Source organism: Vibrio agarivorans, assembly GCF_030409635.1.
GTDB lineage: Bacteria > Pseudomonadota > Gammaproteobacteria > Enterobacterales > Vibrionaceae > Vibrio > Vibrio agarivorans.
Window position 1 is genome coordinate 2787025 of the sequence record NZ_JAUFQF010000004.1, and the last position, 22877, is coordinate 2809901.

Below are 22877 nucleotides of genomic sequence, written 5' to 3' on the forward strand. Positions count from 1 at the left end.
GATACAAATAGGCACGATTAACCCAAATAATTAGGTCATTCATATGCACAATTGAGAGTTTTGCTCATTAATTAAACCATACTCCCCAAATGCCAAATACGCAATTGTTGAACGTGTTTGCGAATGAGCTAATCTAGCTTGAAAGGCGAAAATAAGGTGAGCATGAATAACAGTAGTTGCGGTTTAACCGCATCAGCAAGGCAAGTTAAACATCAAACGTGACATCAACTTTATCAGGCAGCCAAAGAGGGTAATGTTTCATGGTTTTAGTAAAGACATGACTTTGCAAGTATCGATTAAGCCAAAGCCTCAGGTGGGGATATGGACTATCACGAAACCAAGGCTTGTCGATACGTGCGAACTTACGAATGAAGGGCACTATGGCGATATCTACCAAGCTCTCTCGTTCACCAAACAAAAATGTGTGTTTTGATAACCCTCCCTCAAGTTTTGCTAACTCAATTTCACACAGCTTACGCAAGGCAAACATCTCTTGCTCATGATAGCGCTTTGCGCAGCTAAACTGGTTTAGAGCAGGAATAAAGTCATTTTCAAAAGACGCTATAAAGTCGAGCATCTCCGGCAAAACTCTATTGTTATCGCAACTCAGTAACCCCTCTGGATCATTTCGAGATAGCGCCCAAACCATAACCTCTAAGCTCTCTTCAATTACTGTAGCATCCGGCATCACCAACACCGGAACACTGCCTTTTTGAGAAGTATTTAGCATTTCTTCCGGTTTGTTATCGAGCTTAACAGCCCGGATAGTGACGCTTTGCTGTGCTTTAACTAAAGCAAGGCGAGCTCTTATTGCGTAAGGACAATTATGCAAGGAGTACAGAACGCGATTATTTTGATTTTTCATTATGCTTCGTGAACGAGGTTTAGAGCTTAATTATAGTTACTGTGCTCGGCTATCGTTTGGTGATTGTGTTTCGACAGAATCGCTTGGTGATCACAAACTGTGTTTAAAGACTCGCAAGACACCTCTGGACAGACATAACTTTCGGAAAACTAGGTGTTAACAAATCTAGAGTTAGCCTAAGTACGAACAGAAACTAAGCTCACTGTCAAGTGTTGATGGTGCGCATCACTGTCTTGCTTTAACACAAATCTGACATTGATGAATGCCATAAGCTATCGATATAAAAATCAATATATTGTATTATTACATCCGTATTTATACTTATTAGGATTTTCTATGTTGATTCACGAATTTTCGAATAAGGACGTTACCGCTGAGAATGTAATTTTAGCTCAAGCAATACTAGCAGGGACTGCTCAAGGTGATAAAAGTAAAGCACAACGCTTTATGATTTTTGTAAATGAGATTCCCGATGCGCCGACTGTGCAAAGCCTGATTCCACGCTTTAGCCAATTTATGAAGCGCTTTAAAGCCAGGTGACATTAAGAACACGTTACACAGGGATGTGTAATTAAGATCAACAATTTTCCCCTAACCACTACCTACTTTTAAACTCTACCTGACTCTAGACTCGCTCTATATCAAGCCATTGTTATCGGAGAACATTAGAGTTTGATCACATAGAGTTTGATCAATTTTAAAAACGTTTCTGGACAATTATGAGTTACAGAGTTTTCTAAATTAGCAAACCACGGATTACTTGGGGTATAGCAAAACCTCTAATGTATTGGCCAATTTCACTTATCCACTACAATTAACCTGATTAAACAACGTTACTCTATAAACTCAGAAACCAAAACGGACTGCAAGCGCAGTCCGTTTCTGATTGTATACATCGCATAGAATATGTGCCTAAGTCGCATGTATTCACATCTACTTGCATAGTCACTCTCTAGAGCAACTAGAGGGATAAATTTAATTCTTATTTATAAACCGTTCAGCACTCGCAAAAAGCTTATCGCAGACTTTCTTCTGCTTATTATATTCAGCAGTACCTTCAGCCAAAGAATCCAACACTTCTTTAGCTTTTTGATATTCAGCGACCATATGGGAAAACTTCTCTTCAAAGCTGCTCTTGCGGTTTTTGTTACTTGATTTCCTTGCAGGCTTTCTCATTTTATTGATCCCATACCTTTTTTCGTTCACGTTCTATTAAAATATTCTCAATCTTTTTTCTTACTTCATGAATAGTATCCTTTCGAACACCATTTTCATTATGAACGACAGCTTCATTTTTTAGCTTTTTAATTGTTGTTTTTTTCAATGACTAATCTCCTTAATTTAGGAAATATAAAAATCCCCTAAGACCACATTTTGGGAGTTTAGTATTTTTCCTGATTGTTCCGTCTCACTAAAAGAGAAATGTAAGTCTAAGCAATTGACATTTCCTTTGTGCAGGACATGACGTGTTAGAACGTCACTAGTAAGCTGACTTATAATCGCAGACCAAGATATGTTGTTTTGATAAAGGTGATATTTAATGTGATACAACTAACTTTTGCTCTTAAGTTGATTTTTCTCACGTAAAACATAGTACCAATATTTTTTACGATAGGATTTTCGAACCATTTAACTCCTTAATAATTAGTAAAATAGAGAGTTCTTTCCGTAACTAGACTGTCGGAAAGAACTCGTCAGAATTCTTACAGTGCAGTAACGTCTGCTGCCTGTGGGCCTTTTGAGCCTTGCTCAACGTTAAAGGAAACTTTTTGACCTTCCGTTAATGTTTTAAAGCCGTCGCTGGTAATTGATCTAAAATGAACAAAAACATCAGCGCTGCCATTATCTGGTGCGATAAAGCCAAAGCCTTTTGTTTCGTTGAACCATTTTACTGAACCAGTTGTTTTATTTGACATGTATATCTCAATAGTTTGATTGTGTTAGAAAGAGAGCTACTAAATAAGGAATGAAGAAAAAGGTATCGCAGGGCTGGATGGAGATGATAAATCAAATCGATAGAGAACTGAGAAAAGCTTGAACTAAATAAGTTACCAATAGCTCACTGTTTGAGCTGACATACACTATACACTGTCTCAACCAAATAGATATACATTTCTTTGTTTATTTTTAATTCTTTAAAATTAGACCGTAAAATGAACCTCTTACAATGTCCTACATCGGAAAATTAAAAACCCAATAGGCACTCATAGTCATAAGTGTCAACTATACCAGATTAGAGCGGAAGCCTTCTTATTAGCGATTCGAGCCTAATTGTTTGCTTATCAGTTCGGCTTCTTGCAGAAGCTAGCAGTTTCTACTTTGAACTCAGAAGAAAATGTACGTCGTTGTCGTTTTATCATTGAACATCTCATTTATGGCGGAGACTTTGCCACCTAATTGGGTATCTAGCATCATTAAATCACTACACAGTTAAGAAAAAGTAGTTCAAATAACGTCACTGTGATTTGTTAGGCCAGTTATAGCTAGCAAACTGGGGCAAATTTTTGTTAGTTTGCACCTCTGTATTAACACTGATAAAGTCATAACAGGCGGTATAGATTGCTTAATCATAGCGTCTAGTCTTGACGGTACAAAACAGGCGTGTTTACCTCAGGTTTTTCCACTTATTAGGGCGTATATGATCACCTTAGGGTAGTACTATGCGTCGACAACTCCTATACTCGGCTCCTCATCTATAACAAGGTAATAAAATGAAAATTTGTGGCGTTGAACTTAGTGGTAATGATGCGATTATCAGTCTTCTAACCCTATCTGATGGCGTATTTAATATTCCTGACTGTCGTGTAGCAAAAATTTCCATCGCCGATGCTAATAACACCGACAAGATGAAGAACTTTCAATTCTCATTTGCAAAGCTGATGCAAGATTATCAGGTTGAGCGTGTCGTTATCCGTCAGCGCCAAACCAAAGGTAAGTTTGCTGGTGGTGCAGTGGGTTTCAAACTGGAAGCGGCTATTCAGCTTATTGATGGACTTAAGGTGGATGTTATCTCTGCATCAGAAATCAAAGAGGGTCTAAAGCGCAATCCACTCAGGTTGCCTTTTAAAGAAACGGGTCTAAAACAGTATCAAGAGCCAGCATTTATGGTGGCCTACGCCTGCATCATGAAGTAGTACAACGCTGCAATATAAGCCGATAGCGCGTCTAATGTTTTTTTTCGCGCTATTTACTTTTTAGTGGACAAGCAAATCAGGTCATATAGTTATGATTTTTTGCTTGAAAAAGTCAGCTACAAATCAGAGCTCCCTATCTAACTCACTCCGACTCTTGCAAAATTTGGAGCATTTCAGAGCAGCGAAGTGCCCAGGCTATCTACTTTGGGTTCGCAATACCGAATCTTGTATTGTCAAACAGTACAATAAGGCCGCCTAGAGGATGCATCGTAGGTATGCCTGATACCTCAGTTTGCTCTTCCCAATTGTTGTCTTTATCAGTTGTGATCCCAAAGAGGTAGAGTCCTGGTTGTTAAAGTCCCAGATCGTAATTCTATCCTCAAAAAACACTCCACTTTAAAGTGACACTTTCTAATCAAAAACAAATCAAATTGAAAAGGTGTGCATCCTTTTCACCCCTGAAACGTGTTAGAGATATACCACCAAGAGAGTGCCAGTATGCTAAACGTTTTTACCTATCTTGCCGACTTGCTGACCTATTCCGTTTTCGGTTTGGCCAACAACACTTCGCTTGCGAATGGGGTTCATTTCTTTATTGAAGACACCAGTAAGATCTTGGTCTTGTTGCTTGTGTTGATTTACCTCATCTCTGCGCTAAGGGCCAGTTTGAGCGTCGACAAAGTTCGCCAATACCTACAAGGCAAACACCGTGGCGTAGGTTATCTTCTTGGATCTCTGTTTGGGGCAATCACGCCATTTTGTTCATGCAGCTCTATTCCGCTGTTCATGGGCTTTGTCTCGGCACGCATTCCTATTGGCGTGACTATCGCGTTTTTGATCACTTCACCGCTCATCAATGAAGTCGTAGTCATCATGCTTGGCAGCGTGTTGGGGCTGAGGTTCACCATTATGTACGTCACTATCGGCATGTTGCTGGGGATGTTTGCGGGTCTTATTCTCGATCTGTTTAAAGCTCACCGTTGGTTGCAACCTTTCCTCGCTAAAGCGTATCAACAAGCCAATCAATTCGATGAAAGACAAACGGCGGCGCTTGAGTCTGAAATAATGACGATGAAACAACGCCACGAATTTGCAGTAAACGAGACCAGCACCATCTTCAAACGCATTTGGCTTTGGGTCATCGTTGGGGTGGGCATCGGCGCATTTATTCACGGCTTTGTTCCCGCTGATTGGTTTGAGCAAAACCTTGCGCAAGGTCAGTGGTGGACAGTGCCACTGGCGACATTGAGCGCCATACCGATCTACACCAACGCATCCGGCATCGTCCCCGTCATGGGGTCTCTGATTGAAAAAGGCATGCCGCTTGGCACCACGCTCGCATTCTGTATGGGGGCAGTCGCAGTGAGCTTGCCTGAGTTCATCATGCTCAGACAGGTGATGCAATATAAAATGCTCTGCGTGATAGCCGGTTATTTGTTGGTGGCGATTTCCATCACGGGTTGGTTTTTTAACTTCTTCTATTAATCAAAACGAGCAAAGCTCATAGGGGGCTACAATGAAAACAATTCAAATTTATGGTTCAGGTTGTAACAACTGCACATTGACAGCAGAGCTTGTCGCTCAAGTCGCACAAGAGTTAGATCAGCAAGTTACTATTGAGAAAGTCACCAGCTTAGAAGCGATTATGGAAGCCGGTATCATGAGCACCCCTGGTGTGATGATTGATGGTGAAATTAAACATACGGGCTCGGTGCCATCTGTTGATCTAGTTCGCGAACTTCTCAAACAAGATGTTGTAGCGTAAAGAGAAGAAAAGTACGTCGCGCTGTGAGATATGGTGTATTCAGCATGCGCGACGCTCATTGAGATCCAATATCGAGATCCAATAATGAAATGTCTGATGAGTGCATGGCATGATGCCGAACCCAGCTTGTATGGCTGGCTATTAAAGCAAACCCAAAATCCGCACGAAGCGGAAGACATTATGCAGGAAGTGTTTCTCAAAGCGTTGGCAAATAGCCAACGCTTTTGTACCTTGCAAGATGGAAAGTCGTGGCTATTTCGAATGACCAGAAATCAATTTATCGACCATCTCAGGCGCAAGATTCAATCGGTCGAAGTCAACGAATTTGTTATGCCAGCAGAGGTTTCTCCCCCAATGGTACAACTCCAGCGCTGCCTGCCTAAAGTATTGATGAAACTCTCTGACCATGAGCGTGACGTGATAGAGCAATGCGACCTCAACGGCATGACACAAAATGATTATGCTGCAGTGCATAATCTCAGTTTACCAGCCGTTAAGGCGCGTTTACGTCGAGCCCGCATCGAACTCAAAATGATTTTGATTGCAGAGTGTAAAGTCACTCAAGATCAATCAGGCGTATGCGGCTTTCAGTCTTTTCAACCTGAGTAAGGCTATCAATTCGTGTCGAAAGTCATGAAGGTTGACTCGCGAAAGCCCCTAGTTCCAATAATAAAAAACATATCACACCGTTGAAACCTATAGTCTTTAAGAATCAGACGATGACGTATGTGTTTTACTTTTTGACATTCACATATCGCTAAGGCACAAAGTTTTCGTATCGAGCAATAAGTGGTAAAATCAAAGTAATTCTGCTGATGGCGCTCGTGGTGGTTTGTGTGACGTTTTGTTCTCCACATTCCAATCTTATTTTTGATTCCCCACCAGTTCCCCCCACCAGCCTAACCATAAAAACAATAGGTAAATATTTCATATGGTTAATAACACAATTCAATGGTTTCCAGGACACATGCACAAAGCACGAAAGGAGATCGAAGAGGCGATCCCTCAAGTTGATGTGATTATTGAAGTTCTGGATGCTCGTATTCCGTTCAGCAGTGAAAACCCGATGATTTCACAGATCCGTGGCGATAAGCCGGTTGTGAAGGTACTGAATAAACGAGATCTTGCTGACCCGGAGTTAACTGACTTGTGGATTGCGCACTTTGAGAAAGAGCAAGGTGTAAAAGCAATGGCAATCACCACTTCTAACCCACAAGAAGTACACAAGATCATGGAGCTATGTCGTAAGCTAGCGCCACACCGTGAAGAGATTGGTAAGAACATTCGTACCATGATTATGGGTATTCCGAATGTTGGCAAATCGACCATCATCAACACCTTGGCTGGCCGCACTATCGCTGTAACAGGTAACCAACCGGCTGTGACGCGTCGCCAACAGCGTATTAACCTACAAAATGGCATCGTACTTTCTGATACACCAGGAATTTTGTGGCCAAAAGTTGAAAACCCTCACAGTGGTTTCCGCCTTGCGGCAACTGGCGCAGTAAAAGATACCGCAATGGAATATGAAGACGTTGCATTCTACACCGTTGAGTATCTTGCACAGGCCTACCCTGAGCGCTTAATAGAGCGTTATGAAATAGAAGAGATGCCTGAATCTGATCTTGAAATCATGGAAGAAATCGGCCGCCGCCGTGGGGCACTTCAATCTGGTGGTCGTGTGAATCTGCACAAAGCTTCTGAGATTTTGCTGCACGAGCTTCGCAATGGCACGCTTGGTCAATTGACGCTGGAGCTTCCTGAAATGATCACCAAAGAGTTGGTTGAAGTCGAAATTGAAGCCGCTCGAAAAGCAGAAGAAAAAGCGAAAAAGAAAGAAGAGCGCCGCAAACGTTACTTAAAGAACAAACGCTAGTTTCTATCACTCTTCTTCTCATATGACGAATAAATAACGCAGACTTGGTCTGCGTTATTTATTTCAGGTCTGCAATTGTCGTTGCGCTCTAGCTCTATAGAGAACCCAACTGCAACAGGATTGCCTCTAGCTGATCCCAAGGTAGCAATTGGGTATCAATCACTTCAATTCTCGATTCAAACCCACTAAGTGTAAGCTGATTGACCGACAATACTCCGCTCGCCTTATTAAACGCGAAACAGCCTTGGTCAGTATTCATTACGGCTTTGACGCGCTCTGCCGTTAAATCTGTCAGCATAGAAAACAGCTCATCAAAAGAAAATACCGTTTCTGCACCAAACAGCCAACCACAACTGAAATGTCCTTGCCCTTTGTTCTCTTTACGCACATAGGCTTGACCTGGAGCAAGCTCGAACTGCGGCTCCATCTGGGCATGTTCGTGGTGATGGGCTTCAACCTTGGTGGGGCTTTGTGCGAACTGGCTGTTTAATGACAGTAGCTCTAAGCCCATCTCACCTTGGTTGGTTAAGACAACGGCTTGCTTGGCTGGTAGTTGTTTAGAAGCCCAGTCATCAAAAGCGGTTAATGCGGCGCTGTCACACACGTCGACTTTATTGCCGATCACCACATCTGCACTTGCCAGTTGGTCGTTGAAATTCTGATTTGTGGTGTATTTCTCATCGAGAAGATTTCGAGGGTCAAGCAGTGCGACCGTAGCTTTCAGGTCGATGTAGTTGCGGTACTGGTCCGAAATCAATGTTGCAACGATTTGCTTAGGGTGCCCAAGGCCCGTTGGTTCAATGATTAAACGGTCTGGCTTTTGTCTTAGCAGTGCGTTAATGCCTACCGACATTGGCACACCTGCAGTGCAACATAAACAGCCACCGGGTACTTCTTTAATTAAAGCGCCCTGCTCTGTCAACATGGCTCCGTCGATGCCAATCTCACCGAACTCATTAACCAATACTGCCCACGACTCATTTTGTGGTTTATTTTTTAGCAAGTTCAAGATGGCAGTGGTTTTCCCTACACCGAGAAAGCCCGTGATGATATTGGTTGGTACTCTTGACGACATCGGATTGTTCCATTTTCAAATGAACCGTCATTCTAAAGAGTTCAAACAAGCAAAAACAAGGCTTGAAAACGAAAAAAAGCGAATTAAACCCTGTGTTCAATTCGCTCTTGTAAAGGTGCAGACTAAAGTCCAACTGAACTCATCAAAGCTAAGCTAGGCGACTCATCTTGATAAGAGATTTACCCATAAGCCATTCAATTGTCTCTGCGCTCTTATCACCAAATTCCACTTCGGCCATGCGGTATAAGCGCTCAACACCTGCTTTTGCAAAATCAGATGCACTTTCAGCGGTGACAATATGGTGGAAAAGCAGGCGTAAAATTGCCACAAACTCTTCACTGGTTTCTAGCGCGGTGTTCCAGCTTTGGCTAAAACCGTCAATACCGTTTTCTGTATCTAGATGAGTAACGAATATTTTAAAGATACGACCATCCATCGCAGCGGCGAAGTCTGTCTTCTTTGGAAAATGATGAGAAATACCCGTTCTTGAGATACCGGTCTGCTTACTCAATGTGGTGTACGACATCTTGTCGTAACCTAAGGTCAATAACTGCTCCACGACAGCATCCATGATAGTTTGGATCGTGATTTCAGTATCTTCTTTACTACGCTTTGGCATTAGTTTGCCTCTTTTATTGTGAGCCCCATAGATTCTCTCAACCGACCCATCTGCGTGGGTATCTGCATATCTAGTTGAGTTATCAAAGAAAAGTAATCAATTAATCGATTTCAATCGGCGTGAATAATGAAACATATCAATAATTAACACAATATTAAGTGACCACCTTCTCTTCGTTATCGTACAACAAACTGCCATTAATTTGACAGCCTTCACAGTAATCTGTAAATGTCATACCAAAGTTTTACACATAAAATTCACGCCTTGTATTGTTGTCCACTCAACAAAATTAGTAATTTTTGCAAGAACTTTTGCAAGAAAGGTTCAATTGTCTAGCCTTAGACGCCTTAGGTGAGTAATATAGTGTCAAACAACAAAATCTAATGTTCAGGAGAAGTCGTTATGAACACGAATGAAGTAGAGAACCAAGTCTGTGAAGCTTGTGGTTGCGCTGGCGAAATGGGTTTCATCATTAAAGAAGGTGATGATGTATCTGAAGTATCCATCTTTGCTCCAACTAAAGCAGCACTAGAAGCAGAGCTGGCGAAATACGTTGCACTAGCAAAAGAAGTCTGCACAGCAGTTAAGTTTGAAAGCTCAGATATTGCTGACGATAGCACAGAGCTAACTGCACGCTTCCAATTTGAAGTCAGTGCTGAAAAGCTGATCTTCGAATTGAAGTCTCGCTCTCTAAGCCGCTAGTCGATATTGGGCTCAGATGCCAACTCTGAGCCCTTTCTCTTTCATGACTCGCCAATACTATAAAACCTCTCTTCTCTCTGCAGCACTTGCCGCAACGCTAAGCTATGCTCCGGCTAGTTTTAGTCAAGCCTTGAGCTACTATCAGATGCTCAACCACATCGACAATTATGGCAATCTTGATCTTCGCAATAAGCCCTACACTCGTCTGCAAGACGGACTCGAGGTAAAAGGCAACTTATTGGTTGCTCGCTCTCCAATTGAAAGATTGCCGAGAGGACTCAAAGTAGAAGGCAGTCTAGACGCGTCGAACAGCTCAGTGAGCTATATTGCACCGGGCGCCTACATAAGAGGCTTTGCTAACTTCTTAGGTGCGCCGCTTACACAGTGGCCAAACGGAGTACGCGTTGGAGGGTATATCAACCTCACCGATACACAAGTCGAAATGCTCCCCCCTAACCTTAGAGTTAAAGGGGATCTCAGTGTCATTCGAACACCTATGAAAACACTGCCAGAAGGACTGGTGGTAGAAGGTGACCTGTATATTGGAGGCTCACAAATCACTACTTTTCCTGACATGATGACCGTCAATGGCAATATTTTTCTCGGTGGAAATCAAATCACGAAGTGGCCAAGCGAATTAAACCTTGGCGGCGCGGTTGCTCGTTGAGCAGCAGGCTAAAAGAAAAAGCTGCAACCCGAGGGCTACAGCTTTGTTAAGCTACACTAAGTCAAACTGATTCTACGACTATGCCGCTGACTGATTACTTTCTGGTTTGTTGTTAACCGGATTCGCATAGCTCGCCACAAGATAAGGTTGAGCCTCTGCTGTCAGTTGACTGAGTTTGCCAGCGAGCTTGGCTTTCACCGTCTCATCAACCGACTCATCACCTGCGGCTAATAAATTGATTGGGAACAGTTTGTAGAGATCATGAATTTGATTATCAATCTCTTCCGCTAGCATCTCTGGTGTTTCGTAATCACCCTCAATGACATTACCAAAAGCAACATGAACACGGCCTTTATCACCGATAATACCCTGAATGATGCTCTCGATGTCTTCAAACTCACCCTTTTCATACTCTCCATGTGTTGCCTTGGCGTGAAGCTCTAATGCCTTAGCCACATCACAAGGGTCATTCTCATAAGAGATAGAAACGGGCACAATCTTTAGTGATTTCACGTAGTCGTTAAAGGCAATCTTGCTCTTGCGCCCCTCGACATGGAACATTTTCAAAATTGCTGGCTCAGTATAATCATTGCCATCTTTGGCACGACCTTCGCGCTGTGCAATCCAGATTGAGTTGCCTGTATCAAGAGAGTGTTTAATGTAAGCTGACAGTGTTCCCAATGCTTTCATCATCTCTCTTGGTGCTTTGGCTGAGCGCTTAACGATAAAGCTCTTGTTCAAACGCATAAGCTCAGTAGCACAAGGTTTTTTCAGCAGATTGTCACCAATGGCGATACGCATTGTGCGATGACCTGATTGGTGCAAGCCATAATTAACGAGCGCTGGGTCCATCGCGATGTCACGGTGATTAGACACAAACAGGTATGATGTTTCCGTATCCAATTGCTCAAGACCGGAGTAGGTGACGCCGTTGGTCGTCTTTTCTAGCGCCTTATCCATGTATTTCTTCACTTCCATCTGGATAGCTTCAACACTGGTCAGTTTCGCCCACTTGATTTTGAGATAGGCCTTGACGATAGGCATCAAAACAGTGCGTAGCCAAGTTGGCTTATCAGCAAAACGGTGATCGACGATAGCATGGATGAATTCTTCGTCGTTGATCAGCCGCTCAATAGCAGCGGGGATTTCGTCATCGTTATATGGACGAATATCAATAAAAGGGTCAGTTGTGTTGCTCATAATTTACTACGTTATTGTTAATGCTCGGCTATTCTACGCTGACTCTAGTAGCAAGGCAGCACCTATCAGGTCAATATCGTTATGGTCAGACCACGAACCAGTCAATTTGTTCATTGCAAAACTAGCACATTCAAACCACTTTTCTACCCTGGTTTTGGCTATACAAATCATTCTATTGCTTTAAACTAGCGCCCATACAAGTTACACGGTTTTGTTTATGAATTTTGCAATCGAACACACACACGCTACTTCACCCTACCTGCAGGTTACTGGTCGCAAACACTCGTTAAAACATCGACTCATTATCGTAGAGTCTGGTTTAGCACTGGTACGTCTTGGAAAGCATGAGTATGCGGTAGAGCAAGGGCAAGCATTTTGGCTGCCGTTCGATTGTCTCGTGTCAACAACCTATCTACCCAACAGCAGCGTTAAAGAAATCAGCCTGTCAGCTCGCCTTAAAGGCGCATTCTCTAAACAAGCAGGCTATGTTGAACTTAGCCCTCTATTAATGGCAACACTGGAAAAACTCAGTAGCTCGTCACTATCAGATGAATATCAACAAGCCTTAAATCAAGTGGTGAAATTAGAGTGCTGCGCTCTTATGACGGCCCTTCACCTTTCGCCACTCTCGGAAAGCATCTCACAATGGAAACCGGCGGTTGCAAGCGTACCTAAGGAAGTCCATATCGGCTTATTGGTTCGTGAAGCGAGAAAAATGAAACTGTCTGGAAAGAAAGATGAGCTGATTGCCAGCGCCCTATTCGATGGACAATTAGGTCAATATCAAGCGCTTTATCAGGCTCTCATTCAGCCGTAAGCGAAACCGAACTGAACCAAGATAAAGCCTACCAAGACACAAAGACTAAGAAAAAACAGAGAAGGTATTGAGCGTTTACAGTAGGCGCCTTCTCTTGTCCGTTGCTATTAACTATTGCTCTCATCAAGAGCGTCATTCCAAGCTTTCACCATATCCATTATTACTAACTCTTCAAGGTGACTTGGCTTCAATCTCTGCTCAGGCGAAATCGCTAAGTGCGAAGCAGCATATCCCTCAAACATGGTCCAGTGTGCAAGCAAGCGGCCATCAGAGGTCATTGTTTCCTCTGGCCAAATTTCTTGCATGAAAGGTTTCAACGACGCTGCCCCGTGAGAGTAAAGCATCATCTGCCACTTGAACTCATAGATATCAACAGTACTTTCTGGGAACTGAGCATTATGTTTGCTCGCGAGGTCTAAAAAAAAGCTCTGCATGCTATCGGTAGAGTTAATGAAATAGTCCACCAACTCTCCTGTTTCTTGGCGCACCGCATCTGCAATTAACTGGATAGGAGCTGGGTTCACCAACATCAGAGCAAGCATTTTTGTCGCAAAATGGTAGAGGTATTCATTAGCGGGCATGTTGTTACCCATCTCTTCCATCAGACGGCTTCGATACTCTTCCATAAAGCAATGCAAACCATCACTGATGCTCTGCCAAATCTTTTCTTTACTACCAAAATGGTGACGAATTAGGCTGTGAGAAACACCGGCTTTCTCACTGATATTGCGTATCGAAACGCGATCAAAGCCCTGCTCACAAAAAAGCTGTGAGGCCACACACATGATTCTGCATTTGGTTTTCTCCGCATCCTCTGCGCTTCGTCTCCCCTGCTTTCTATCAGCTGTACAACTCATTTGCGTCACCTAGTTTGATATCTCGTTAAGGATTGTACTCAAAAACACGCTCAACTTTCATATTTTTTATTGCACACATGGAAAATAAACATTGATCGATAAGATTAAACCAATATACTGCACACCTGTATAGCAATATATTATCCAATCGTATAATAAGAGAAAGAGTATGAGTCAACTAACCCCTATGTCTGTTCGATGGAAATCGCTGTCCTTACCAGCGGTACTTGCCATTGCCGCGATATCTGGATTGATCACAGGTTGCAACGATGCGGTTTCGAGTGAAGCTCAGAGCCAGATAACACCTGTAAAGCTGATTGAGGTTCCTGATCTTTCTGCAAATCCAGAAGACCGCTTTATTGCCAAGATTGAAGCCACTCACCGCGCTTCGTTATCTTTTCAAGTCGGCGGCAAGATCGATGTTATCTATGTGAAGATGGGTGACTATGTGAGCAAAGGCCAAGTGATTGCACGATTGGATAATGCCGACTATCAATATGCACGTGATGCAAGACAGGCAGAGTTCGAGCTTGCGAAAACCCACTTTGAGCGCTCACAAACACTGGTAAAACGTAAACTGATCAGTACTGATGCGTTCGAGCAAGCTGAAACCAATTTCAAAGCGGCACGGGTTGCGTTGAATCAAGCAGAGATTGAGCTTCACCACACTCGCATTGTGGCACCATTCAATGGCTTAATTTCGCTCTCTCATGCGAAAGCTCATCAAGTTGTTGGGGCGAATCAGTCGATTGTCTCTCTCATCGATACCAATTCGATGGATGTCAGCTTTTCTCTACCCGTTAGATATGTAGAGCAGTACGGACTGTCACACCTGAAGCAAGCGCCTCTCTCTGTCACTATGGATACACATCGTGACACGCGTATTTTGGCGTCTTTCAAAGAGATCTCTACTCGCCCTAACACGGATACCAATAGCTATACCGCCAAAGTGACGATCAAGACCCCACCTTCAATGAACCTACTCACCGATATGACTGGCGAAGTCAATATTCCAAGTCCAGAGCCTGTTCGACACTATCGAATTGCCGAAACAGCTTGGATTACAAAAGAAACTCATACCGGTCATGTATGGCGCTTCGACCCTAAGACTCAGATGATCCATAACACGGAAGTCACTCTAGATGCCGCAGGAAATGTGACTGCTGGATTAAAACGCGGCGACTTTATTGTTCAAGCCGGTGGTAACAAACTCGTTGAGGGACAGGTTGTTCGTCCTTGGACAAAAGAAGGGGGCATTTAATGCGTCGTTTTACACTATCAACCATAGCACTGACTTGTGTTGCCACGTTGGGTTGCTCTCCAGTCGTCGAACATCGAGATAAACCTCAACAACCGATTCGTACATTAACAATGCAAACCCCAATCGAAGGCCAAGAACGAGTGTTTAATGGCCAAGTTGTGCCTGCTGAACTGACACCACTCTCTTTTTTACGCAGTGGTGAGCTTCAACACGTGACTGTATCGGAAGGCGAGCGCGTGGAAGAAGGTCAAGTCATTGTAACACTAGACAACGACACGGCCGCGCAGCAACTTGCTGATGCAAAAGCGAGACTGCACCTTGCTGCCAGTCAGTTAAGCCGAGGAAAAGAGCTTAAAGAAAACAATATGATCTCACAAGCCGAGCTTGATGAGCTCTCTGCCAGTCACAAACTTAGTCACGCGAACTACAAGTTAGCTCTAAGGCAGTTAGATTACACCGAATTAAAAGCACCTTACGCCGGGCTAGTTTCGGAAGTGTTAAAGCAAGACTTTGAACAAGTTTCCGTCGGTGAGCCGGTTGTCACTATTTATGATCCTTCTCAGATTTATGTCGAAATTTCTGTCTCTGACTCAATCCTCGCTCGTGTCGAGAAAGGAGCCAAAACCACGGAATACCAGCCGACTGCCGTATTCTCAGGAGACAGTGAGACTTACCATTTGAGCTACCTAGAGCATACGAGTGAGTTACACCAGTCAAGCCAAAGCTATCAAATGTGGCTGTCGATGCCACAAACAGATCGCCAAATTGCGCCAGGAACAAGCGTCGCTGTCACTGTCGATATGACACAAGCAAACCTGAGCTATACACCGGGATTCTCTGTACCGATGACCGCCATTGATGTTGACCAACATAACTTCTTTGTTTGGAAAGTAGAAGACAATGCTGTCTTTCGCACACCGGTACAAGTTGATCGCGTCGACTTTAACGGTGCCGTCATCACCAATGGACTTCAACAAGGCGATGTCATCGCTAACTCTAACTTGCGCAAGCTGCGTGAGGGTATGATCATTCAAGGAGCGCAGCAGTGAACATTGCTGAATACTCAATCAAGAACCGCGTAATTAGCTGGGTCTTTCTCGTCATTCTTGCGATTGGCGGTGTCATGTCATTTAACGATCTTGGTCGTCTAGAAGATCCTGCGTTTACGATTAAAGATGCCATGGTGATCTCAACCTACCCGGGCGCAACAGCGCAAGAGGTTGAAGAAGAACTCACCTACCCGCTCGAAAAAGAGATTCGACGCCTTCCTTACGTCGACAAAATCACATCGACTTCATCTAATGGGATGTCACAAATCATGGTCAGCATGGACATGAGCTATGGCCCAGATGAACTTCCTCAAATTTGGGATGAGATGCGTCGTAAAATCAATGATTTGCAACCAACACTTCCAAACGGTGTCGCTTCGGTACAGATCATCGATGACTTTGGTGATGTCTTCGGCATGATGCTCATGGTCACTGGTGACGGCTATGACTACGTTGAACTAAAACGCTATGTAGACTATCTACGTCGTGAGCTAGAGCTTGTCGATGGTGTTGGCAAGGTTGCTATCGCCGGTGACCAGCAAGAGCAGCTTTTTGTTGAAATGTCATTAGAGCGCCTTGCTGCTGTTAATCTTGACATGAATACGGTTGTTGGCCTGCTGAATCAACAAAGTAGCGTGCAGTCTGCAGGCAAAGTAATGATCAATGGCCAATCATTGATCATTCGCCCAAGCGGCAGTATGAGTTCAGTCGAAGAACTAGAAAACTTAATTATCCATGGCCGTGATACGGGTCAGTTGATCCGCCTAAAGGATGTGGCGGATATTAGTCGCGGTATCCAAGAGCTCCCTTCAAATATCATCTCTTTTAATGGTAAGCCTGCAATTAATGTCGGGATCTCGTTTAGTAACGGTGTGAACGTGGTAAAAGTCGGTGAAGCATTAGAGCAAGAACTTGCACTATTGGACAGCATTAAACCTGCTGGTATTGAGCTTAACTACCTTTATAACCAAGCCGCAGAAGTGGATAAATCTGTTCAAGGATTTGTGGTGAGTCTTGCTCAAGCAGTGGGCATTGTCATCATTGTTCTATTGTTCGCGATGGGCTTGCGCAGCGGTATCATCATTGGCTCGGTTCTGCTACTGACTGTATTCGGCACGTTTATGTTGATGAGCTACAACAACATTGAGCTGCATCGAATCTCTCTTGGTGCGCTGATTATCGCACTGGGTATGCTGGTCGATAACGCCATTGTGGTCGTGGAAGGTATCCTTATTGGCCTGAAAAAAGGCCGCACTAAAGTTCAAGCAGCAACGGATATCGCCAAGCAAACTCAATGGCCCCTGTTGGGCGCAACAGTCATTGCCATTACCGCTTTTGCACCGATTGGACTGTCTCAAGACGCCACCGGTGAGTTTATGGGCTCACTGTTCTGGGTGCTTTGCTATTCGCTGTTCTTGAGCTGGGTGACAGCACTGACTCTGACACCATTCCTTGCTGACTTACTGTTGAAAGAAGAGACAAAAGCCAGCGACACTGATGATGACCCATACAAGGGCGCTCTGTTTGTGGTTTTTGGTTCTTTACTGAAAAAAGCACTCAAGTTCCGCTGGTTAACTATCCTATCGATGGTACTGATGCTAGCCGGTGCGATTGTTGGTTTTGGCAGCGTTAAACAGTCTTTCTTCCCTGCCTCAAATACACCAATGTTCTATCTCGATATGTGGATGCCTGAAGGCACTGATATCCGTGAAACTGAGCAACAAGCGAAGCAAGTTGAAGCGTTTATCCTCGAACAAGACAGTGTTGAGTTTGTGGCAACGACCGTCGGCCAAGGTTTGCAGCGTTTCATGCTGACCTATCAGCCCGAAAAAAGCTATCAAGCTTACGCGCAATTCAGTGTTCGTGCTGATACTCGTGAAGATATGTTTAACATGTTAAACAGCTTTGATAAGGATCTTGCAAACCAGTTCTCTCAACCCACCTTCCAAGTCAAGTTGATGGAATTTGGCCCGTCACCAGCTTCTAAAATTGAGGCGCGTATTACTGGGCCCGATCCTGATGTTTTGCGTGATGTTGCCGGTCGTATTGAAGACATTTTCAACGCTGACCCTGGTTCACGTAATGTACGTCATGACTGGCGTGAGAGAACAAAAGAGCTTGTTCCGTTATTCAACGAATCTAAAGCGCGTCGCTTAGGGATCTCTAAACAAGATCTATCAAGCACACTGCAGATGGCATTTGGTGGTAACACGATTGGGGTTGTGCGTGATGGTACACACTCTTTGCCAGTTATCGCACGTTTGCCAGAAGAGGAACGTATCGATTTCTCGTCACTCACCAGCCTGCAAATCTGGAGTCCATCGCTGCAAACCTATATACCTATCGAACAGGTTATTGATGGGGTAACACTTGATTGGCAAGATCCACTGATTCAACGCAAAGACCGTAAGCGTACGCTAACGGTATTAGCAGACCATGACGTTCTTGGTGAAGAAACTGCTGCAAGCTTGTTTACTCGACTTCAGCCACAAGTTGAAGCCTTAGCTTTGCCTGAAGGCTACTCACTTGAGTGGGGCGGCGAATATGAGTCTTCAGTAGATGCGCAAGAGGCGATGTTTAAGTCTCTACCAATGGGCTACATGATCATGTTCATCATCACGATTTTCTTATTCAACTCGATTAAGAAACCTCTGGTGATTTGGCTGACTGTACCCCTGTCCATTATTGGTGTAGCCATTGGCCTACTAGCAACCAATATGCCGTTTAGCTTTACTGCTCTACTCGGCCTATTGAGCTTGAGCGGCATGATCTTAAAAAATGGCATTGTCTTGCTCGACCAGATAAACACAGAGCTTGATAGTGGCAAAGCGCCTTATTGGGCAATCTACGACAGCGCAATCAGCCGTGTGCGCCCTGTGAGCATGGCGGCATTAACAACGATCCTCGGCCTAGTGCCTCTCGTGTTTGATGCTTTCTTTGGCTCTATGGCAATCACGATTATGGCGGGTCTTGGCTTTGCCACCGTATTAACGCTGATCGTCGTGCCTGTGTTATTCGCTATTTTCTACAAAATTAAACCAATAGAAGAGTAGCAATAGGGAAAATAGGTGCGATAACTCACTGCCTATCGTACCTAAATGAACTTGAGCAAAATACTCTCTGTCTCTACGAAAAGCTGTACCCAGAAAAAATGCAGCTAAGCAAAAGGGCTAGTACCACACTGTGGCACTAGCCCTTTTTTAACACTGGTCGGTTAATTTACTTAAACTCGCAAGTTAGTTTGCGTGAACCAGCATTAAACTGTTTTTTGCGTCAATCGATAGCGTGAGACTCCCTTCCTTGGCACTGAACAGCTTGCCCGAAAGTAAATCATACCACTCACCGTCTAACTCTAGCGTAACGGTTTGAGCACGCTTCGACTTATTCAGCGCAACAACGCCTTTGGCTAGCTCTGCCACTTCACCGCGATAGAAAACCAACAGATCATCACTGGCTTCAATTAGCTCCATTATCTCTCCGTGCATACGGTTATGAAAATCGATACGGCGCTGCATGCGTGTGTCATGCCAAGCATTCAACCAGCGGGGTTGTTTGTTTGAATCTTTAATGCCACTGGTATCAAGATCAGTGTAGATCAACGGCACACCACCATCACGACCAAGAATATAGGTGTATGCCATCCACTCATCTTGCTCTTGCATGACAAGGTTTGAGAACACATCATTATTTGGAATGTCGTGTGTGACTGCAAAAGTAATCGCACGTCGGCTTGATAACGCTTGACCAAAGCTATACGGGTCAATTAATGACTTTAATGAACCTTTAGTGTCGAGCGCATCAAATAGCGTCTGAAACAACGGGAAATCATACGCAGCAAGGCGCGTGTGCTCTAGGTAAGGCTGTAAAAACAGCTCATATTCATCCTCGGTCGCACCACCATCAGTAATGATTTCACCAAAGATATGAACATCTTGAACAATATCGTCAGTCCATACTTTTGCTAGGTGCTCTAACGTTAAGTGCTTCGCAGCATCTATTCGAAAGCCTTTTACGCCCAGAGATTTTAGCGCCTTAAGATACGCTCGCTGCTGCTCAACAACATGTGCGTTATCACTCAATGAAGGTAAACCAGGATCTTGAGGCCCGCCACTGATACGCCCTGTTTGAACCTGCCAAGGGTCTTTCCAATCTTCAATCGGAAACGCCTCTAAGAAATCGGTTTCATCGAATAAGGGTTGTGATAAATCGCCAAACAGTTTTTGCTGCTCAAAGTATGTCGCATCAGCTTTATACGCTGCCATGTTTTGTGCATTGGGAAAAACTAAGTCTGTACGTAACGATGATTCATTGGCCATGTGATTGAACACCACATCAACGTATAACCATACGCCGTGTTCATTTAGTGCTTCAATCATCGCTTTAAAGTCATCGGTGTTACCAAGCTGGTTATCGATAACGCGGTAATCTTGGGGCTGATAACGCTGCCACCACTGTGTGCCCTGTTCCGATTTGTAAGATTTCATCGGCGGGGAGACAAGAACGGTTTTATATCCTGCTGCGCGAATCTCTTCCGCGCGTTGGGCCACTAGTGAGTAAGGCCAATCGAATGCATGCAAGATAACATTGCTGTGTTTTGGGTAGTTACTATTCATCGGATTCTATATCCCTAATTACGGATCATAAAGTAACGAAACTAAAAGGATTATAGAACAAGCCTGATGCATTACTTTCCCCCTTAGCATCTAAAACTAGGGGGGATAGCAGAGGCGTAGTAGGTAAATTTAAGGGCCTTAAGCACTTTTGAGCATATACTTTATATTGCTCAATTATCACTCAAACGCCTAAATGTTTATCTTGTCTACTCCCCTTAGCGGGCAGTAAAAAGATGGTGAAAGTCGAGTATCATAGACTCTCTATCGAGCGCTTGAGCTGTGCTATCTCTTCAAGAGTATTGTAATGCATCATCCCTACCCTTAATACGCCACCCCGCTCTTGTGTCCCCAATTGCCGAATGAGCTCTGGCGCATAGAAGTGCCCGCTCCATACACAAATATTTTGCTCACCCAGCATTCGAGCTACGTCGTGCGGTGAATAGTCTTTAATATTTATGGCAAAAGTTGGGGTTCTTAGATTGTGCTTTGGTGAATCATGGCCATAGAGTGTCACACTCGAGAGAGAAGCGATGTTATCGAGAAAATACTCACTCAACTTCGCTTCATGTTGGGCTATCTGCCCATAGCTTGATTCTAGGCGTTCTCTTAAACCTCCTTCACACAAGGACCAAGTTTCGAGATAGTCAACGGCAGCGCAAAACCCGGCCAGTGCTTCAAAGTTGAGCGTACCTGTTTCAAAACGCCCAGGCCCTTTATCTGTCGCGGGTAGCACTTTATAAGGCTCTAAAGTTTGCACATGTTGTGGAGCAATATAAGCAACGCCCAAGTGAGGCCCAAAAAACTTATAGGCAGAACCAGCAGCAAAATCGCAGCCAAGTGCCTGAACATCAATGAGTTGATGTGGTAACAAATGTACTGCGTCCAAATACACTTTTGCTCCAACTTTATGCGCGGCCTCGATGATCGGTTTCGCATCAACCAGGCTGCCTGTGGTATTTGAGGCTAATGTCAGCGCAACTAATTTTGTTTTACTGCTAATCAGCCCGATTAGGTGTTCAGTGTCCAGCCCTCCCATGAGGGGCGACACTCTCGCTTGATAGACTTTGGCCTGACGATCTTTGGCTGCCTCTACCCAACTTGACACATTTGAGTAATGATCGAGTGCGGTAACGACAATTTCATCATCCGGTAGCCAATCACGACTGATCGTGCGACTGAGGGACATAGTTAGCGATGTCATATTTGCCCCAAACACAATACTGTCACTGTGCGCCGCATTGAAAAGAGCTTGAGCAGATTCACGTGCTTGAGACACCAAGGCGACCGTTTTTTCACTAGAAAAAAAGTGACCACCTAAGTTGGCGTTGTATTGCCCTAGATAGTCACTCATAGCGTTTAATACCGATTGAGGAACCTGCGACCCGCCGGGGCCATCAAAAAAGACCACCGGTCTTTCATTTACGCGTTGATGCAATGCAGGGAATTGAGATCGCGCTAACTCAACATCAAAACTTAGATAAGAGTGGGTCATTATTGGCTTTTCCTTGCAGTGAGAACAAACACATCCATGTGCCCTTCTTGGTTATGATCAACGGTGCGAATAGGCATTGCGTTGTGCCAAAGCTTGTGATCATCCAGCATCGCAATCTCACCATTTTCCAACACTTTGCGGTAAAACGGCGCAGCATGATTATCTTGATAGAGCAGCACCTCACCACCGACAATGTTGTGCCTGTCAATACCGATGAGTGCAATACAGTCAAAGCCATCTTGGTGGACACCTTCCGGTGCAACTTGGGTCTCATCATACACGGCGGCAATGCGCATCTGATGTACTTCTATTTCTTGACCTTCTACCAATAAATTGGTTTCAACAAACAGTTCACACATCTCCAAGAAGCCAGGACTGGATAACGTTTGTGGAAGTAACGGTTCAAACTGACGAACCACATTGCCTTGGAAATGGTTAATCTGGTCAGTTTGCATAAAGTTATGTTTGCCTGTTTCAATCACCTCACCATGCTGAAGTGTTATCACCGAGTATCTTCTCAAGCGATATTGGCCGTCAGCATGCTCAGTGTGAGGCAACAAATTGAATGAGGGTGACAGTTGAGCCACTGCATCATGGCTTAATGACGTAAGATGCAGAGTATTGGCATGTGAGGGAAACATCTCGATCTCCTTAGTTTGATTTAACATTTAATTTACATCGTAATATTAGCCAAACACACCAGATAAACAACAAACCATGACACTATTAGTTAGCCAGCATCGTTAAAACAGAACTTTTGACCACCAGTGTCCACATTTTTAAATCAAACAACTAATCCGTTCTGAAGTTAAAAATTCTGCATAGTTCCTACGATCGCTTGCTATTTTATTCCAGCGAGCGACTTATAAAAAATCGATTAGTATG

The 22877-nt window shown here is 44.0% G+C and carries 23 protein-coding genes; 12 read left to right on the forward strand and 11 right to left on the reverse strand.

The window, feature by feature from the left end; all coding sequences use genetic code 11:
• Positions 1–205: 205 nt before the first annotated feature.
• Positions 206–865 carry a glutathione S-transferase gene (locus QWZ05_RS21310; RefSeq protein WP_264875315.1) on the reverse strand — a complete coding sequence of 220 codons (660 nt, stop codon included), beginning with the start codon at positions 863–865 and terminating at the stop codon, positions 206–208.
• Between the two features lie 336 nt (positions 866–1201).
• Here QWZ05_RS21310 and QWZ05_RS21315 point away from each other — a divergent pair, with 336 nt between their 5' ends.
• Entirely contained in the window at positions 1202–1405 is a 204-nt protein-coding gene (locus tag QWZ05_RS21315) for a pyrophosphatase (protein ID WP_264875314.1), read from the forward strand.
• 435 nt (positions 1406–1840) lie between these two features.
• Here QWZ05_RS21315 and QWZ05_RS21320 read toward each other — a convergent pair whose 3' ends face one another.
• The 3 genes from QWZ05_RS21320 to cspE all read right to left on the reverse strand — a co-directional run bounded on the left by QWZ05_RS21320 (position 1841) and on the right by cspE (position 2781).
• The gene (locus QWZ05_RS21320; protein ID WP_264875313.1) at positions 1841–2041 is read right to left on the reverse strand and encodes a hypothetical protein; all 201 of its coding nucleotides are present in this window, start codon (positions 2039–2041) and stop codon (positions 1841–1843) included.
• Position 2042: 1 nt separating this feature from the next.
• Positions 2043–2189 carry a hypothetical protein gene (locus QWZ05_RS21325; RefSeq protein WP_264875311.1) on the reverse strand — a complete coding sequence of 49 codons (147 nt, stop codon included), beginning with the start codon at positions 2187–2189 and terminating at the stop codon, positions 2043–2045.
• A 379-nt stretch (positions 2190–2568) separates the two neighbouring features.
• Positions 2569–2781: a transcription antiterminator/RNA stability regulator CspE gene (cspE, locus tag QWZ05_RS21330; RefSeq protein WP_252013970.1), complete on the reverse strand. Its 213-nt coding sequence runs from the start codon at positions 2779–2781 to the stop codon at positions 2569–2571.
• Positions 2782–3576: 795 nt separating this feature from the next.
• Here cspE and QWZ05_RS21335 point away from each other — a divergent pair.
• From QWZ05_RS21335 to ylqF, 5 genes are all read left to right on the forward strand, one after another.
• Entirely contained in the window at positions 3577–3999 is a 423-nt protein-coding gene (locus QWZ05_RS21335; RefSeq protein ID WP_290300584.1) for a DUF3010 family protein, read from the forward strand.
• A gap of 498 nt (positions 4000–4497) precedes the next feature.
• A complete protein-coding gene (locus QWZ05_RS21340) occupies positions 4498–5484 on the forward strand; it encodes a permease (RefSeq protein ID WP_290300586.1) in 987 nt (328 codons plus the stop codon).
• A 31-nt stretch (positions 5485–5515) separates the two neighbouring features.
• A complete protein-coding gene (locus tag QWZ05_RS21345) occupies positions 5516–5764 on the forward strand; it encodes a thioredoxin family protein (protein ID WP_264875306.1) in 249 nt (82 codons plus the stop codon).
• Between the two features lie 96 nt (positions 5765–5860).
• Entirely contained in the window at positions 5861–6373 is a 513-nt protein-coding gene (locus QWZ05_RS21350) for an RNA polymerase sigma factor (RefSeq protein ID WP_290300589.1), read from the forward strand.
• A 322-nt stretch (positions 6374–6695) separates the two neighbouring features.
• The gene (ylqF, locus tag QWZ05_RS21355) at positions 6696–7640 is read left to right on the forward strand and encodes a ribosome biogenesis GTPase YlqF (protein WP_290300591.1); all 945 of its coding nucleotides are present in this window, start codon (positions 6696–6698) and stop codon (positions 7638–7640) included.
• A gap of 94 nt (positions 7641–7734) precedes the next feature.
• On the opposite strand, the gene QWZ05_RS21360 is transcribed toward ylqF, so the two are convergent.
• Positions 7735–8715, reverse strand: coding sequence for a CobW family GTP-binding protein (locus QWZ05_RS21360; protein ID WP_264875303.1), 981 nt, complete (start codon positions 8713–8715; stop codon positions 7735–7737).
• Between the two features lie 148 nt (positions 8716–8863).
• Positions 8864–9334, reverse strand: coding sequence for a TetR family transcriptional regulator (locus QWZ05_RS21365; protein ID WP_264875302.1), 471 nt, complete (start codon positions 9332–9334; stop codon positions 8864–8866).
• A gap of 402 nt (positions 9335–9736) precedes the next feature.
• Between QWZ05_RS21365 and QWZ05_RS21370 the strand changes: the two genes are divergently transcribed.
• Together QWZ05_RS21370 and QWZ05_RS21375 are read left to right on the forward strand one after the other, a co-directional pair.
• The gene (locus tag QWZ05_RS21370; protein ID WP_264875301.1) at positions 9737–10036 is read left to right on the forward strand and encodes a YfcZ/YiiS family protein; all 300 of its coding nucleotides are present in this window, start codon (positions 9737–9739) and stop codon (positions 10034–10036) included.
• A gap of 43 nt (positions 10037–10079) precedes the next feature.
• The gene (locus QWZ05_RS21375; protein WP_390216335.1) at positions 10080–10703 is read left to right on the forward strand and encodes a hypothetical protein; all 624 of its coding nucleotides are present in this window, start codon (positions 10080–10082) and stop codon (positions 10701–10703) included.
• Positions 10704–10781: 78 nt separating this feature from the next.
• Here QWZ05_RS21375 and QWZ05_RS21380 read toward each other — a convergent pair whose 3' ends face one another.
• Positions 10782–11903, reverse strand: coding sequence for a 1-acyl-sn-glycerol-3-phosphate acyltransferase (locus tag QWZ05_RS21380; RefSeq protein WP_264875300.1), 1122 nt, complete (start codon positions 11901–11903; stop codon positions 10782–10784).
• Between the two features lie 217 nt (positions 11904–12120).
• Here QWZ05_RS21380 and QWZ05_RS21385 point away from each other — a divergent pair, with 217 nt between their 5' ends.
• Entirely contained in the window at positions 12121–12720 is a 600-nt protein-coding gene (locus QWZ05_RS21385; protein WP_290300594.1) for an AraC family transcriptional regulator, read from the forward strand.
• Positions 12721–12827: 107 nt separating this feature from the next.
• On the opposite strand, the gene QWZ05_RS21390 is transcribed toward QWZ05_RS21385, so the two are convergent.
• Positions 12828–13577 carry a TetR/AcrR family transcriptional regulator gene (locus QWZ05_RS21390; protein WP_290300595.1) on the reverse strand — a complete coding sequence of 250 codons (750 nt, stop codon included), beginning with the start codon at positions 13575–13577 and terminating at the stop codon, positions 12828–12830.
• A gap of 169 nt (positions 13578–13746) precedes the next feature.
• Here QWZ05_RS21390 and QWZ05_RS21395 point away from each other — a divergent pair, with 169 nt between their 5' ends.
• Genes QWZ05_RS21395 through QWZ05_RS21405 form a run of 3 tightly spaced genes read left to right on the forward strand, consistent with a single transcriptional unit; the run spans position 13747 to position 18940 of the window.
• Positions 13747–14838 (forward strand): efflux RND transporter periplasmic adaptor subunit, encoded by a 1092-nt coding sequence (locus QWZ05_RS21395; RefSeq protein ID WP_290300597.1) that lies wholly within the window; start codon positions 13747–13749, stop codon positions 14836–14838.
• A complete protein-coding gene (locus tag QWZ05_RS21400; protein ID WP_264875294.1) occupies positions 14838–15887 on the forward strand; it encodes an efflux RND transporter periplasmic adaptor subunit in 1050 nt (349 codons plus the stop codon). The genes QWZ05_RS21395 and QWZ05_RS21400 overlap by 1 nt, the downstream gene beginning before the upstream one ends.
• Entirely contained in the window at positions 15884–18940 is a 3057-nt protein-coding gene (locus tag QWZ05_RS21405) for an efflux RND transporter permease subunit (RefSeq protein WP_290300599.1), read from the forward strand. Before QWZ05_RS21400 ends, QWZ05_RS21405 begins: the two co-directional genes overlap by 4 nt.
• Before the next feature lie 183 nt (positions 18941–19123).
• Here QWZ05_RS21405 and QWZ05_RS21410 read toward each other — a convergent pair whose 3' ends face one another.
• The 3 genes from QWZ05_RS21410 to QWZ05_RS21420 all read right to left on the reverse strand — a co-directional run bounded on the left by QWZ05_RS21410 (position 19124) and on the right by QWZ05_RS21420 (position 22633).
• Positions 19124–20500 carry an alpha-amylase family protein gene (locus QWZ05_RS21410; protein WP_290300602.1) on the reverse strand — a complete coding sequence of 459 codons (1377 nt, stop codon included), beginning with the start codon at positions 20498–20500 and terminating at the stop codon, positions 19124–19126.
• Positions 20501–20750: 250 nt separating this feature from the next.
• Positions 20751–21992: a cysteine desulfurase-like protein gene (locus QWZ05_RS21415; protein ID WP_290300603.1), complete on the reverse strand. Its 1242-nt coding sequence runs from the start codon at positions 21990–21992 to the stop codon at positions 20751–20753.
• Entirely contained in the window at positions 21992–22633 is a 642-nt protein-coding gene (locus tag QWZ05_RS21420) for a 2OG-Fe dioxygenase family protein (protein WP_264875290.1), read from the reverse strand. The genes QWZ05_RS21415 and QWZ05_RS21420 overlap by 1 nt, the downstream gene beginning before the upstream one ends.
• Positions 22634–22877: the final 244 nt, after the last annotated feature.

Coding starts and splice junctions, on each gene's coding strand:
- QWZ05_RS21310 (WP_264875315.1), bottom strand. CDS start 865: ATGAAAAATCAAAATAATCGCGTTCTGTACTCCTTGCATAATTGTCCT.
- QWZ05_RS21315 (WP_264875314.1), top strand. CDS start 1,202: ATGTTGATTCACGAATTTTCGAATAAGGACGTTACCGCTGAGAATGTA.
- QWZ05_RS21320 (WP_264875313.1), bottom strand. CDS start 2,041: ATGAGAAAGCCTGCAAGGAAATCAAGTAACAAAAACCGCAAGAGCAGC.
- cspE (WP_252013970.1), bottom strand. CDS start 2,781: ATGTCAAATAAAACAACTGGTTCAGTAAAATGGTTCAACGAAACAAAA.
- QWZ05_RS21335 (WP_290300584.1), top strand. CDS start 3,577: ATGAAAATTTGTGGCGTTGAACTTAGTGGTAATGATGCGATTATCAGT.
- QWZ05_RS21340 (WP_290300586.1), top strand. CDS start 4,498: ATGCTAAACGTTTTTACCTATCTTGCCGACTTGCTGACCTATTCCGTT.
- QWZ05_RS21345 (WP_264875306.1), top strand. CDS start 5,516: ATGAAAACAATTCAAATTTATGGTTCAGGTTGTAACAACTGCACATTG.
- QWZ05_RS21350 (WP_290300589.1), top strand. CDS start 5,861: ATGAGTGCATGGCATGATGCCGAACCCAGCTTGTATGGCTGGCTATTA.
- ylqF (WP_290300591.1), top strand. CDS start 6,696: ATGGTTAATAACACAATTCAATGGTTTCCAGGACACATGCACAAAGCA.
- QWZ05_RS21360 (WP_264875303.1), bottom strand. CDS start 8,715: ATGTCGTCAAGAGTACCAACCAATATCATCACGGGCTTTCTCGGTGTA.
- QWZ05_RS21365 (WP_264875302.1), bottom strand. CDS start 9,334: ATGCCAAAGCGTAGTAAAGAAGATACTGAAATCACGATCCAAACTATC.
- QWZ05_RS21370 (WP_264875301.1), top strand. CDS start 9,737: ATGAACACGAATGAAGTAGAGAACCAAGTCTGTGAAGCTTGTGGTTGC.
- QWZ05_RS21375 (WP_390216335.1), top strand. CDS start 10,080: ATGACTCGCCAATACTATAAAACCTCTCTTCTCTCTGCAGCACTTGCC.
- QWZ05_RS21380 (WP_264875300.1), bottom strand. CDS start 11,903: ATGAGCAACACAACTGACCCTTTTATTGATATTCGTCCATATAACGAT.
- QWZ05_RS21385 (WP_290300594.1), top strand. CDS start 12,121: ATGAATTTTGCAATCGAACACACACACGCTACTTCACCCTACCTGCAG.
- QWZ05_RS21390 (WP_290300595.1), bottom strand. CDS start 13,577: ATGAGTTGTACAGCTGATAGAAAGCAGGGGAGACGAAGCGCAGAGGAT.
- QWZ05_RS21395 (WP_290300597.1), top strand. CDS start 13,747: ATGAGTCAACTAACCCCTATGTCTGTTCGATGGAAATCGCTGTCCTTA.
- QWZ05_RS21400 (WP_264875294.1), top strand. CDS start 14,838: ATGCGTCGTTTTACACTATCAACCATAGCACTGACTTGTGTTGCCACG.
- QWZ05_RS21410 (WP_290300602.1), bottom strand. CDS start 20,500: ATGAATAGTAACTACCCAAAACACAGCAATGTTATCTTGCATGCATTC.
- QWZ05_RS21415 (WP_290300603.1), bottom strand. CDS start 21,992: ATGACCCACTCTTATCTAAGTTTTGATGTTGAGTTAGCGCGATCTCAA.
- QWZ05_RS21420 (WP_264875290.1), bottom strand. CDS start 22,633: ATGTTTCCCTCACATGCCAATACTCTGCATCTTACGTCATTAAGCCAT.